Source organism: Saccharothrix sp. NRRL B-16314, from assembly GCF_000716595.1.
GTDB lineage: Bacteria > Actinomycetota > Actinomycetes > Mycobacteriales > Pseudonocardiaceae > Actinosynnema.
Genome location: NZ_JNXC01000021.1, coordinates 220,615 through 232,984, shown reverse-complemented (window position 1 = coordinate 232,984; position 12,370 = coordinate 220,615). Strand labels below are relative to the sequence as shown.

The following is a 12,370-nucleotide window of genomic DNA, read 5'->3' as shown; positions in this document are numbered from 1 at the left end:
GTGCGGTCGCGAGGGTGTCAATGTCGGTCGTCACAACCCGTACATCGACACCCTCGCCCCACATCTCCAGGTGCCTACCCCTTGGAATCAATCATCTAGCCGGACCGCACGCCCGACCGCATGATCGGGCGATGAGCACCGAGGCCGCGCACGCGAACACCGACGCACCACGGCCGTCCACCGCCTGGAGCACCGGTTCACGGGTGTGGCACGGGCTGCTGGCGGCCGTGATCGCCGCGGCGCTGGTCACCCAGCTGGTGCTGCTGCTCACCGGCGGGGTGGACGTCAACTCCGGTCAGGCCGAGGTGCCGGCGCCGATCGGTGTCCGCCTGCTGCGCCTGTTCAGCTACTTCACCATCCAGAGCAACGTGTTCGTGCTCGCCGTGTCGCTCACGCTGGCCCTGAACCCCCGCCGGGACGGTCGGGGCTGGCGGGTGGCGCGGCTGGACGCCCTGCTGGGCATCGCGATCACCGGCGTCGTGTTCGACCTGCTGCTGGCGCGGCTGGTGCACCCGGTCGGCGCGGCCTGGTGGGTGAACCTCGGCTTCCACCGCCTCGCGCCGCTGATGGCCGTGCTGGGCTGGCTGCTGTTCGGTCCCCGGCCGCGCGTCGACTGGGCTTCGATCGCCAGGGCGCTGTTCGTCTGGCCCGTCCTGTGGATCGCCTACACCTTCGTGCACGGCGCGATCACCGACTGGTACCCGTACCCGTTCCTCGACGTGACGGTGCTGGGGTTCGGCGCCGCGCTCCGCAACGCGCTGCTGGTGCTGGTCCTCGCCGCCGTCCTCGCGGTGGTCGCGAAGGCCCTGGACGCCAAGCTGAGGCCGGCACCGGCCTGAACACCGGTCGAGGCCGCCCCGGTCACGGCGACCGGGGCGGCCTCGACGTCAAGCCGTCGTGCCGTCAAGCTGTCAGGCCATCAGGACGCGTAGTCCTCCAGCATCTCGGTGACCAGCGCGGCGATCGGTGAACGCTCCGACCGCGTCAACGTGACGTGCGCGAACAGCGGGTGCCCCTTCAGCTTCTCGATGACCGCCGCGACGCCGTCGTGCCGCCCGACCCGCAGGTTGTCGCGCTGCGCCACGTCGTGCGTCAGCACCACCCGCGAGTTCGTCCCCAGCCGGGACAGCACGGTGAGCAGCACGTTGCGCTCCAGCGACTGCGCCTCGTCCACGATCACGAACGAGTCGTGCAGCGACCGGCCGCGGATGTGGGTCAGCGGCATGACCTCCAGCATGCCGCGGTCCATGACCTCCTCGACCACGTCCTGGCTGACCAGCGCGCCGAGGGTGTCGAACACCGCCTGCGCCCACGGCTGCATCTTCTCGCTCTCGGACCCGGGCAGGTACCCCAGCTCCTGCCCGCCTACCGCGTACAGCGGACGGAACACCACGACCTTGCGGTGCTGGCGGCGTTCCATGACCGCCTCCAGGCCCGCGCACAGCGCGAGCGCCGACTTGCCGGTGCCGGCCCGTCCGCCCAGCGAGACGATGCCGACCTCGGTGTCGAGCAGCAGGTCCAGCGCCACGCGCTGCTCGGCCGACCGACCGTGCACCCCGAACGCCTCGCGGTCGCCGCGCACCAGCCTGATCTGCTTGTCCGGCGTGACCCGGCCCAGCGCGCTCGACGTGCCCGCCAGCATGCGCAACCCGCTGTGGCACGGGAGCTCCGCGGCGTGGCCGAGGTCGTACAGCGACGGGTCGATCACGTTCTCGCGGTACAGCGCGTCCACCACGGACTGGTCCACGTCCACGTCGGACATCCCGGAGTAACCGGACAAGGTGACGTCGTGGGCGCGGTACTCCTCCGCGGCGAGGCCGACGGCACCGGCCTTGACGCGCAGGGGCATGTCCTTGGTGACCAGCGTGACGATGTCGCCCTCGGCCGCGAGGTTGAGCGCGCAGGCCAGTATGCGGGCGTCGTTGGAGTCCGTGCGGAAGCCCGCGGGCAGCACCTCCGGGTCGGAGTGGTTGAGCTCGACGCGCAGGGTGCCGCCTTGGTCGCCGATCGGCACCGGGTGGTCCAGCCTGCCGTGCCGGAGCCGCAGGTCGTCGAGCAGTCGCAACGCCTCCCGGGCGAACCAGCCCAGTTCGGGGTGGTGCCGCTTGCCCTCCAGCTCGCTGATCACCACGAGCGGCAGCACGACCTCGTGCTCGGCGAACCGCGTGGTGGCCAGGGGGTCGGAGAGCAGCACGGACGTGTCCACCACGTACGTGTGGTTCGTCGGCGCGCCAGGGCGCCGGGAAGTGCTGCGCGATGAGCCTGAGGAACGGCTCGCGGGTCGTCGTGCGTTCACGGCAACTCCCTCACGAACGCGGCACCCGCGTCCGCTCCTCGCTGGGCCAGGCACCACCCCGATCGACCGGCACGCCCCGCTAGCTCAGGCGTGCCGACCACGAGGGCCGGGTGCCGGCCCCCTCGCGCTCATCACCGCCGGCGGAACCGGCAACTCGACGACAGCCACGATCAGGGCCTCCCTGCGCGGTCCGCAGTGGACGCGGCCCGCCAACCGGAAGTTACCTCCGCCGGTACCTCTTATGCAGGCAGCCACACAGGTGATTCGTCGATTCGTCACTTCGTCGCAAAACTGTCGAAAGACGGCCACTTGGGGTGCCCGCGGGCGATAGCCGGCCGTCACATCGGCGCAACACGGGATCGTCCACGCAGCTCAGAGCCCATGCGGCCGAAGGTGGACGGCGTCGTCACCCTGGGTCGCGGGACAGCCAGGACACCCCCGCCTGGACTTCCTCCGTCAACGCGGCCGGCGTCAGAGGTTCATCGAGAAGTCTCAGGTACCGGTCACCGAGCGTGTCCGTCGGAGCACGCAGGTCCAACCAGGCACGGACGAGGCGCACGCCTTCCACGTACGTCGTCGTGTAGGCCCGCCACAGAGGGTCACCGAGGAAGCGCAGCATGTGGCGGGCACGGCGTTCCGGGACGAGCAGCCAGCGGCACAGGAACGCCACCACGTCGTCCGGGTGGGCGCGCTGGTCGTGCAACATCAGGGCCGCGTCCTGCCGCACGGTGAGCAGCCCGGACAGCGCGCCCTCGACGCGTTCGGCCAGTTCGCCGTCCATCCGCAGGCCCAGGTCGGCCATGATCTCCTCGGTCCACCGCCCCCACCCGGCGCCCACGACGGCGTGCAGGCCGAGTTCGGCCATGCCCTCGGCGGTCAGGCACTGCGGCGAGTTGATCAGGAACAGCGACTGCTCGGCGTGCCCGCGCTTGCCGACGAGGCCGACTTCCTTGCGGCAGTGCTCGGTGTGGTGGCCGGGGTAGGACTCGTGCGCGACGAGGTGCGGCAGGTTCGACATCCGGTGGCCCAGGTCGGCGTTGACGGCCACCCGTGAGCGGAAGTCGCCCAGGTAGTAGTTGAAGCCGCTCCACGGCTTGTCGGTGACGACCTCGTACTCCACGACCTCGTTCGCGGGCAGCTCGAACCGCTGCCGGACGCGGTCGCGCAGGGCGCTGGACAGGGCGTGCACGGCCGCTTCGAGCCGGTGTGGCGGCACCGCGTCCAGGGCGCGGTAGTCGGCGAGACGCTCGGCGACCGTGCCGGTGCCGGGCAGCACCTCGTCCAGCTGGACGTGCGCGCGGCGGTAGGCGTCGGTGTTGCCGGGGCGGATGTCGACCTGGAAGTACGCCCGGACCTCGTCCACGAAGCCGACGCGCACACCGGCGAGCTTGCGCGCGCTGGTCCCGGCGGCCACGAGGTGGGCGTCGAGGAAGCGCCGGCGGTCCGGGTCGAGGTCGACGCCGCGCAGTTCGCGGCGCAGCAGCGTGGCGCGGTCGGCCAGCGCGGCCGGGTGCGGCTTCCGCTCGTCGTCGACGGCGCGGCGCAGCACCGGGTCGCCGGTGAACGAGTCGACCAGGCCGGGGGACAGGCGGTCCAGCCGCAAGCAGAGCAGCAGGTACTCGCGCACCACCTCACCTGCGTCCATAGAGCGGGCAGCCTACGTCAACCAGGGCAAACGTCGCGACAACGCCTTAAACCGAGCGCAAGGGCTATCACCGTTATAGGGGAAAAACCGCGCCACAAGATCACACAATCGTGTTGCGGGGACCCCCGGTGGCCATCCGTTCTGGGTATGTTCTTGACGCGGAAGCCCTCCGTAATACAACGGGCGCTCCCGATGCGACGAAGTCTTCGACTCAAGGAGAGATTAACGTGCTGAAGAAGGCAGCTGCGGTTACCGCAATTGCCGCCAGCTTCATGCTGGCGGGCGCCCCCGCATTCGCGACCACCGGCGACGAGTACGACCACCACCACGACGCGCCGTTCGCGTGGGCGTGGGAGTCCGAGGAGACGGAGCAGGACGAGAACGAGGAGCAGCTGGGCCTGGTCAACCTGAACGACTCCCAGGTCCTCAGCAACATCAACGTCTGCCACGTGGACGTCAACGTGATCGCCATCCCGATCCTCTCGGGCAACGACGAGGGTGACTGCACCAACGTCATCGCGAACGAGGACGGCCCGACGCACAACGACTGAGTAGTACCGCGTCGATAAAGGGGTGGTCGTGACCAAGCGTCACGACCACCCCTTTCATGCACAAAGCAGAACTCTTTCGAGTGAATAGCGCGGAGAATGCGGCCTCGGAACCGTCACGCCAGGGGTAATCAGGACCCGAAGCGGCGGTGCCGGATCGCGTAGTCGCGCAAGGCGCGCAGGAAGTCGGTGCGGCGGAACTCGGGCCAGTAGGCCTCGCAGAACCAGAACTCGGAGTGCGCGGACTGCCACAGCATGAACCCGGACAGCCGCTGCTCGCCCGAGGTGCGGATGAGCAGGTCCGGGTCGGGCTGGCCGGACGTGTAGAGGTGCTCGGCGATGTGGTCGACGTCCAGGACCTCGGCCAGCTCCTCGATCGTGCCGCCGGACTCCGCGTGCTTCTGGAGCAGCTTGCGCACCGCGTCCGCGATCTCCTGCCGGCCGCCGTAGCCGACCGCGACGTTCACCTCGAGGCCCGTGCGGCCCTTGGTGCGCAGTGCCGCCGCGGACAGGCGGGCGGCGGTCTCGGTGGGCAGCATGTCCAGCGCGCCGACGTGCCGGACCCGCCACGGGTTACCGGGCTCGGCCAGTTCGTCCACGATGTCGGCGATGATGTCGAGCAGCGGTTCCAGCTCTTCGGCCGGGCGGTCGAGGTTGTCCGTGGACAGCATCCACAGCGTCACCACCTCGACCTCGGCCTCGCGGCACCACGTCAGGAGTTCGAGGATCTTGCGGGCGCCGGCGCGGTGGCCGTGCGCGACGTCGGTGAAACCCGCCTCCTTCGCCCAGCGGCGGTTGCCGTCGAGCACCACGCCGACGTGGCGTGGACGTTGCGCGCCGTCGAGCCAGCGGTTGAGGCGGAACTCGTAACCCTTGAGCAGGACGCTCTTGACCCGTTCGCGAAGACCCACGCTGGAAGAGCGTACGCCGGGTGGGCGCGGTCACGCCGTCGTGTGCTGACCTCGTCGGCGGCGCTCCCGTAACCTCGGGCACGTGACCGCGTCGACGCCCTCCCAGCCGCCCGAGCCCGCACTGCGGCCACGGCTGCGCGGCTGGTTGCACCTCTGGTCGTTCGTCGTGTCCGTGGCGACGGGCGCGACGCTGATCGCCCTGGCGGCGGCCACCGTGTCCGGGAAGGCCGCGCTGGCGACGTCCGTGTACGGGGCGACGGTGCTCGGCCTGTTCGGGGTGAGCGCGCTGTACCACCGGGTGAACTGGGTCAGCGTGCGGGCGCGGACGTGGATGAAGCGCCTCGACCACTCGATGATCTTCGTGTTCATCGCCGGCACGTACACGCCGTTCGCGCTGCTCGCGATGGACCCCGGCACCGGCAACGTGGTGCTGCTCGTGGTGTGGGCCGGCGCTCTGGGCGGCGTGACGCTGAAACTGGCCTGGCCGCACGCGCCGAGGTGGCTGGGCGTGCCGATCTACATCGCGCTGGGCTGGGTGGCGGTCTTCGTCCTGCCCGACCTCCTCCACCACGTCGGCGTGGCAGCCCTCGTCCTGCTGCTCGTCGGAGGTCTGCTGTACACGGTCGGCGCGGTGTTCTACGCGACCCGCTGGCCCAACCCCTGGCCCACCGTCTTCGGCTACCACGAGTTCTTCCACGCGGCGACGGTGCTGGCGGCACTGTGCCACTACATCGCCATCTGGTTCGCGATCTACTCCTGACCAGCAGTTTTATGGTCGGTTGACCCCCGTTTCCATGGTCAGGCCGTCTCCAGGCCGTTCCCACTAGAAACGCGAGGGCTCCCTGTGGGACAGCCCTCGATGCCAGCGTCCGGAAATGCGTTAATGCGGACGCATTGCCCTGATCCACATGTGCCAGGGGATCGTGTCGTTGTCGACCTGCGGTTCCCGAAGGGCCTCGACGAGCAGTCCGGCGTCTTCCAAGGCCCTGGTGTAGTCGCTCAGCGGGTGGTTCCACCCATGGAACTTCATCCGCATCCCGTCCCGCTCGACCTCGGCCTCGAAGCGGTGACGTCCGAAGTAGGGACGGTCGAGGACGAACACGCCGTCCCGGTGGCTGCCGGTGTTCGTGATCGGGTGGGTGATCGCCAGGCAGAGCCTGCCGCCCGGTTCGAGCACCCTGCCGATCTCGCCGATGGTGCCGGGCAGGTCGTCGACGTCCATCAACACGCAGTAGGCGATGACGAGGTCGAAGCTGTGGTCCGGGAAGGGGAGGTCAGCCGAATCGGCCAGCAGGTACCGCCCCTCGGGGTGGGCCTCTCGCGCCGCTTCCAGCAGCGTGGGCGAGACATCGATACCGGTGACCCGGTGCCCCCGATCGACGAGGTCGCGCGACACCCGGCCCTCGCCGCAGCCGAGGTCGAGGGTTGCCCGGCCGGCGGTCGGCACCAGCGCGAAGAACGCGTCGCGGTAGCGCCAGTACGAGTCGAAGCCGGGTTTGCGCACCCAGGCAATCCAGTTCCGCGCCTGCTCTTCCCAGTCCTGCCCGGCCGTGGTCAGCGCCCTCTCGGTCATTGGTCGCAGCCTAGTGCGGACCAGGTACGAGGCAATCGGTTTGCCACGGCCGCCCCCGGCAGGGTCGGGGACGGCACGGGGTGTCACGTCAGGTCGGGGCCTTGGGCTCGGAGGTCGTCCACTCGGGTCATGGCCTCGCGCAGGTCGGTGAGCCAGGTGTCGGCGTGCTCCCCCACCAGCCTGACCGCCCAGGCCAGGGCCTCGGAACGGGACCTCGCGACGCCGGCCGCCACCAGGGTGTCGAGCACCTTGCGCTCGGGCTGCCGCAGGCGCGTCATCACCGGCACGGACAGCGTGGTGAACAGTTCTTCCGTCCCGCCGATCCGGGCACCCCAGGCGACCTTGCGCTGGTAGCGGTGCTCGGCTTGGCGGGCTATCTCGATCCGCTCGTCCCTGGTCTGCTCGCGGAACCGGCTGATCCGGCCCGCTTCGGCCGCGGCGCGTTCCGCGTCGTCGGCGAACTCGCCGGCGAACGGGGGCAGGGTGCCCACGACCAGGATCTCTTCGCGGTCCACCGTCACCACCGGCGCCTCGGTGAACCAGTCGTCGGGCAGCCTTCCGCCGAACCAGCCCGCCGCGTCGTCCGCCGGCGGCTGCTCGGCCTGCTGCCAACCGCCCCGGCCTCCCCATCCACGTCGCATCGGAACCACCCACCTTGATTACATGATTACGTCGATGCCGACGTTACGCCGCAAACCAGCCCGGACAAGGCCGGTTCGCTAGCGGTGGACGGACAGGGCCTCGGTGAGGTCCTCCACGGACGTCACCGGCCGGTCGCAGACGTACCCCCGGCACACGTAGGCCGCCGCTCGCCCGTCCACCAGGGGCCGGTCGGCCAGCAACGGCGCGGAGTCCGGGGCTCCCGCCACCACGACACCTCCGCCGTGCACGCCAGTCCACGCCGCGCTCACCAGGTCGGACGCGTCCCCGACCACGGCCACCTGCACCGGCCCCAGCGCCATCGCCTCCGCCACGGCCAGCCAGTTCCCGGCGAACCGCGGCTCACGGGCGGCCAGCAGCCCGGCGCGGGAGACGGCCGCCTCGGCCGCCTCGCGGTACGCCGACGGCCCGCCCAGCACGGACGCCGTCACCAGCGCCGAAGCCAACGACGACGCACCGGACGGGCTCGCGTTGTCCGACGGGTCGGACGGCCGCTGCACCAACGCCTCGGCGTCGTCCGCCGTGTCGTAGTAGACGCCCGGCTCGTCCCCGGCGAACCTGGCCAGCGCGGTGTCCAGCAGTTCACCGGCAAGGGTGAACCACCGCGCGTCCCCCGTCGCCTGGTGCAGCGCGAGCAGCCCGTCGGCGAAGCAGCCGTAGTCCTCCAGCACGCCCGCCGCCGTGCCCGCGACACCGTTGCGGGACGTGCGCAGCAACCGCCCGTCGACCAGGTGCACGTCCAGCACCAACGACGCCGCGCGCGCCGCCGCCTCCACCCACCTCGGCTCGCCGAACACGGCGCCCGCCTCGGCCAGCGCCGCGATCGCCAACCCGTTCCACGCCGTCACGACCTTGTCGTCACGCCCCGGCTGCACCCGCCGGTTCCGCGCCTCCAGCAGCTTGGCGGCGATCTCCGGGTCCGGTGAGCCGAGCATCCGCAACGTCGACGAACCGTGCTCGAACGTGCCCTCGTCCGTCACGCCGTAGAGCTCCGCAGCGCGCGCTCCGGCCGCCATCCCCAGCACCTCGACCAACTGCGCGGGCGTCCACACGTACGTCGACCCCTCGACGCCCTCGGTGTCCGCGTCCAGCGACGCCGCGAACCCGCCCTCCGGCGTGCCCAGGTCCCGGAGCAGGAACTCGGCCGTCTCCCGCACCACCGCCCGGTACCGCGGGTCGTCGTCACGGCGGCTCAGGTGCGTGTACACGCGCAGCAGCAGGGCGTTGTCGTACAACATCTTCTCGAAGTGCGGCACCACCCACGCCGCGTCCACGCTGTACCGCGCGAACCCGCCCGCCAGCTGGTCGTACAGCCCGCCGTTCGCCATCGCGCCGCACGTCGTCCGCGCCATCGACAGCGCCTCGACGGACCCGGTCCGCTCGTGGTGGCGCAGCAGGAACTCCAGCACCATCGACGGCGGGAACTTCGGCGCGCCGCCGAAACCGGCGTTGGCCCGGTCGAAGTGCCCGAGCAGCGACACCACGGCACCCGCCAGCACGTCGGCGTCCACAGTGGACTGCGGCAGCGGCTTGAACGCCAGCTGCGCGACGATCCCCGCCGCCGACTCGCGCACCTCGTCGCCCTGCTCGCGCCACGCGTGGTCGATGGCCTCCAGCACCTGGCGGAACGACGGCATTCCCTGGCGCGGCGTCGGCGGGTAGTACGTGCCCGCGTAGAACGGCTCGCCGTCGGGCGTGAGGAAGCACGTCATCGGCCATCCGCCGTGCCCGCTGAGCGCCTGCGTGACCGCCATGTACACCGCGTCCACGTCCGGCCGCTCCTCGCGGTCCACCTTCACGTTGACGAAGTGCTCGTTCATGTACGCCGCGGTGGTCTCGTCCTCGAACGACTCGTGCGCCATCACGTGGCACCAGTGGCACGCCGCGTACCCGACCGAGAGCAGCACCGGCACACCGCGCTCGCGCGCCTCCTCGAACGCCTCCGGCGACCACGGCCACCAGTGCACCGGGTTGTCCGCGTGCTGGAGCAGGTACGGGCTGGTCGAGGACACGAGCCGGTTCGTCATGGCTCCACAGTAGGTCCAGGCGACAATTCGTTCCTGGCCGCGCGGCCAGTCGATCACACTGTGGGCATGGAGCCCTCCGACGAACCCCTGCCGCACGACCTGCGGCACGAGACCGGCCCGTTCGACGTGATCGGCGACGTGCACGGCTGCCACGTCGAACTGGTCCACCTGCTGCGCGAACTCGGCTATTCCCCCGGAGGCGCGCACCCGGACGGGCGCAAGGCGGTCTTCGTCGGCGACCTCGTCGACCGCGGCCCCGACACCCCTGGCGTGCTGCGGCTGGTCATGGCGATGGTGGCGGCCGGCGACGCCGTCTCGGTGCGCGGCAACCACGAGGAGAAGCTGGTGCGCGCGTTGAAGGGGCACGCCGTCCAGCTCAACCACGGCCTGGAGCAGTCGATGGAGCAGCTGGCCCGTGAGACGCCGGAGTTCCGCGCCGAGGTGCTGGCGTTCTGCGACTCGCTCGTGCCGCACTTCCTCCTCGACGGCGGCAAGCTGGTCATCGCGCACGCCGGCCTGCCCGAGAGCTACCACGGCCGTGAGTCGGCGCGGACGCGGTCGTTGGCGTTGTGGGGCGTGAGCACCGGCCGGCACGACGCCAAGGGGTTCCCGGTCCGCTACCCGTGGGCACAGGACTACCGGGGCGCCGCGATGGTCCTCTATGGACACACGCCGGTCGAGGAACCGACCTGGGTGAACGGGACGTTGTGCCTGGACACGGGCTGCGTGTTCGGCGGCAGTCTCACCGCCCTGCGCTACCCCGAACGCGAGATCGTGTCCGTGCCCGCCCGCCGCGCCTGGTACCGGCAGCAGTAGGCGGGCCTACTCCTTCTCGCCCTTGTCCGTGCCGTTGTCCGCGCCCTTGTCGACCTTGTCCTTGCTCTTGGCCTCGTCGACCGCGGGCTCCGCTTCCGGCTTGTCGAACGACGCGGGCAGCTTCCTCAGGTGCTTGTTCATCGACTTGACCAGGAAGACCACCGCGATGAAGAACAGCACCAGCACGAGCAGGCCCAGCGGGGAGGACTTGCCGAAGTCCTCCTGCTGGCCGCCCGGGTCCTTCTCCGTGGACGGCTGCGAAGCCAGCACGACCGCGGTGGTCTGCTCCCACGGAACAGGGTCGAACGAGGTCACGCGCTCACCCTCTCCCGGACGCCCGCGAACAGGTCGTCCTCGGGCACGGTGCTGTCGACCAGCGACCGCGCCAGTTCGTACTCCTCCGTCGGCCACACCGAGCGCTGCATCTCCAGCGGCACGGCGAACCAGCGGCTCTCGGGGTCGATCTGGGTGGCGTGGGCCTTCAGGGCCTCGTCGCGCACCGGGAAGTAGTCGGCGCACTCGACCCGGGTGGTGACCCGCTCGATGACGTCCGGCTTGCCCTGGTCCCAGCCCGCCAGCCACTCGGCGTACGGGGACTCCTGGCCCTCCGCGACGAGCGCCTCGTGGAACGCCATCAGCTTCGCGCGGGAGAACCCGTGCGAGTAGTACAGCTTCAGCGGCTGCCACGGCTCGCCCAGGTCGGGGTAGCGCTCCGGGTCGCCCGCCGCGTCGAACGCGGCGACCGACACCTCGTGGCAGCGGATGTGGTCGGGGTGCGGGTAGCCGCCGTTCTCGTCGTAGGTGACGATCACGTGCGGGCGGAACTCGCGGATCACCTCGACCAGCGGCGGCGTGGACTCCTCCAGCGGCACGAGGGCGAAGCAGCCCTCGGGCAGCGGCGGCAGCGGGTCGCCCTCGGGCAGGCCCGAGTCGACGAAGCCCAGCCAGCGGTGCCGGACACCCAGGATCTCGGCGGCGCGGGCCATCTCGGCGCGCCTGACCCCGGCCATGTCCGCGAGCACCTCGGGACGGTCCATGGCGGGGTTCAGAATGCTGCCCGCCTCGCCTCCGGTGCAGGTCACGACCATCACCTCGTGGCCCTCGGCCACGTAGCGGGCCATCGTCGCGGCACCCTTGCTGGACTCGTCGTCGGGGTGCGCGTGCACCGCCATCAGGCGCAGCTTCTCAACCATGACGGTGGTGCTCCTCCTTGCCCCTGCCGGACCTGACCGGTCCAGCCCCTGCGACACTCAACGCGATAGTCGAGCGACATTGTTCCCCACGGGCAGGAAGGCGTCGGCAAGTGGCACTGCCCGAGGGCCGGTACGGCACACCCCGCCGTTCACTCCCCCGCTGGGCCCGATGGTCACTCCCCGTGATCGCCGTGCTGGTGGGGGCCGTCGTCGCGTGGGTCGGCTACCGCAACCTCGGCACCATGCCCGTCGAGGCGAAGCAGACCGCGTTCCAGGTGGTGGGCGACAACGCGGTGGAGATCACTTTCGAGGTGGTCCGGCAGACGCCCGAGCAGCCCGTCGTGTGCATCGTCCGCGCGCGTTCCCAGGACGGCGACGAGGCGGGCCGGCGCGAAGTCCTCGTCCGGCCCGGCGGCGACACGGTGCGCGCGACCACGGTGCTGAAGACGTCCAAACCTCCGGTCACCGGCGAGGTGTTCGGATGCTCCTACCAGGTTCCGGCGTACCTGTCCATGAGGTAGCGGCCAAGCGGGTGATCTGGGGGTTTAGTGGCGGATCGAGGAACAAAACGCCGTCGTTGAACGTTGTCTGCGTGTTACTCTGGCCTATCAGCACGGCCCCGACGCGGGCCGTGCTTTTCCGTTCCGGGCTGGCGCGCCCGGGAACTGCCAGCCCACGCCGTGGGCCGGAGCAAGACGAGG

The 12,370-nt window shown here is 70.5% G+C and carries 12 protein-coding genes and 1 pseudogene; 5 read left to right on the top strand and 8 right to left on the bottom strand.

The window, feature by feature from the left end; all coding sequences use genetic code 11:
- The first annotated feature begins 131 nt into the window (after positions 1-131).
- On the top strand, positions 132-839 hold the full coding sequence (locus OQ02_RS26625) for a Pr6Pr family membrane protein (protein WP_197043504.1): 708 nt from the start codon (positions 132-134) through the stop codon (positions 837-839).
- A gap of 80 nt (positions 840-919) precedes the next feature.
- Here the strand turns inward: OQ02_RS26625 and OQ02_RS26620 are convergent, their stop codons facing one another.
- Together OQ02_RS26620 and OQ02_RS26615 are read right to left on the bottom strand one after the other, a co-directional pair.
- On the bottom strand, positions 920-2,209 hold the full coding sequence (locus tag OQ02_RS26620; protein WP_033441296.1) for a PhoH family protein: 1,290 nt from the start codon (positions 2,207-2,209) through the stop codon (positions 920-922).
- Positions 2,210-2,702: 493 nt separating this feature from the next.
- Complete coding sequence (locus OQ02_RS26615) at positions 2,703-3,941, bottom strand: hypothetical protein (protein WP_033441295.1); 1,239 nt, start codon at positions 3,939-3,941, stop codon at positions 2,703-2,705.
- 227 nt (positions 3,942-4,168) lie between these two features.
- Here OQ02_RS26615 and OQ02_RS26610 point away from each other — a divergent pair, with 227 nt between their 5' ends.
- On the top strand, positions 4,169-4,492 hold the full coding sequence (locus tag OQ02_RS26610; RefSeq protein WP_033441294.1) for a hypothetical protein: 324 nt from the start codon (positions 4,169-4,171) through the stop codon (positions 4,490-4,492).
- A gap of 128 nt (positions 4,493-4,620) precedes the next feature.
- Here OQ02_RS26610 and OQ02_RS26605 read toward each other — a convergent pair whose 3' ends face one another.
- Complete coding sequence (locus tag OQ02_RS26605) at positions 4,621-5,400, bottom strand: isoprenyl transferase (RefSeq protein ID WP_033441293.1); 780 nt, start codon at positions 5,398-5,400, stop codon at positions 4,621-4,623.
- Between the two features lie 82 nt (positions 5,401-5,482).
- On the opposite strand from OQ02_RS26605, the gene trhA reads away from it, so the two are divergent.
- Positions 5,483-6,160, top strand: a complete 678-nt coding sequence (gene trhA, locus OQ02_RS26600; protein ID WP_033441292.1) for a PAQR family membrane homeostasis protein TrhA — start codon at positions 5,483-5,485, stop codon at positions 6,158-6,160.
- 120 nt (positions 6,161-6,280) lie between these two features.
- On the opposite strand, the gene OQ02_RS26595 is transcribed toward trhA, so the two are convergent.
- The 3 genes from OQ02_RS26595 to OQ02_RS26585 form a co-directional block, all read right to left on the bottom strand.
- A complete protein-coding gene (locus OQ02_RS26595) occupies positions 6,281-6,973 on the bottom strand; it encodes a class I SAM-dependent methyltransferase (RefSeq protein ID WP_033441291.1) in 693 nt (230 codons plus the stop codon).
- Between the two features lie 83 nt (positions 6,974-7,056).
- Entirely contained in the window at positions 7,057-7,614 is a 558-nt protein-coding gene (locus OQ02_RS26590; protein ID WP_033441290.1) for a hypothetical protein, read from the bottom strand.
- Between the two features lie 78 nt (positions 7,615-7,692).
- Entirely contained in the window at positions 7,693-9,660 is a 1,968-nt protein-coding gene (locus tag OQ02_RS26585) for a thioredoxin domain-containing protein (RefSeq protein WP_033441289.1), read from the bottom strand.
- On the opposite strand from OQ02_RS26585, the pseudogene OQ02_RS26580 reads away from it, so the two are divergent.
- Positions 9,574-10,464, top strand: a pseudogene (locus tag OQ02_RS26580) (metallophosphoesterase); the annotation flags it as partial. The gene OQ02_RS26585 and the pseudogene OQ02_RS26580 overlap by 87 nt on opposite strands.
- Positions 10,465-10,482: 18 nt before the next feature.
- Here the strand turns inward: OQ02_RS26580 and OQ02_RS26575 are convergent.
- Both OQ02_RS26575 and mca read right to left on the bottom strand, forming a co-directional pair.
- Positions 10,483-10,791 carry a hypothetical protein gene (locus OQ02_RS26575; RefSeq protein WP_033441288.1) on the bottom strand — a complete coding sequence of 103 codons (309 nt, stop codon included), beginning with the start codon at positions 10,789-10,791 and terminating at the stop codon, positions 10,483-10,485.
- Positions 10,788-11,669 (bottom strand): mycothiol conjugate amidase Mca, encoded by an 882-nt coding sequence (gene mca, locus OQ02_RS26570; protein ID WP_033441287.1) that lies wholly within the window; start codon positions 11,667-11,669, stop codon positions 10,788-10,790. The genes OQ02_RS26575 and mca overlap by 4 nt, the downstream gene beginning before the upstream one ends.
- A 110-nt stretch (positions 11,670-11,779) precedes the next feature.
- Between mca and OQ02_RS26565 the strand changes: the two genes are divergently transcribed.
- Positions 11,780-12,190, top strand: coding sequence for a DUF4307 domain-containing protein (locus OQ02_RS26565; RefSeq protein ID WP_033441286.1), 411 nt, complete (start codon positions 11,780-11,782; stop codon positions 12,188-12,190).
- Positions 12,191-12,370: the final 180 nt, after the last annotated feature.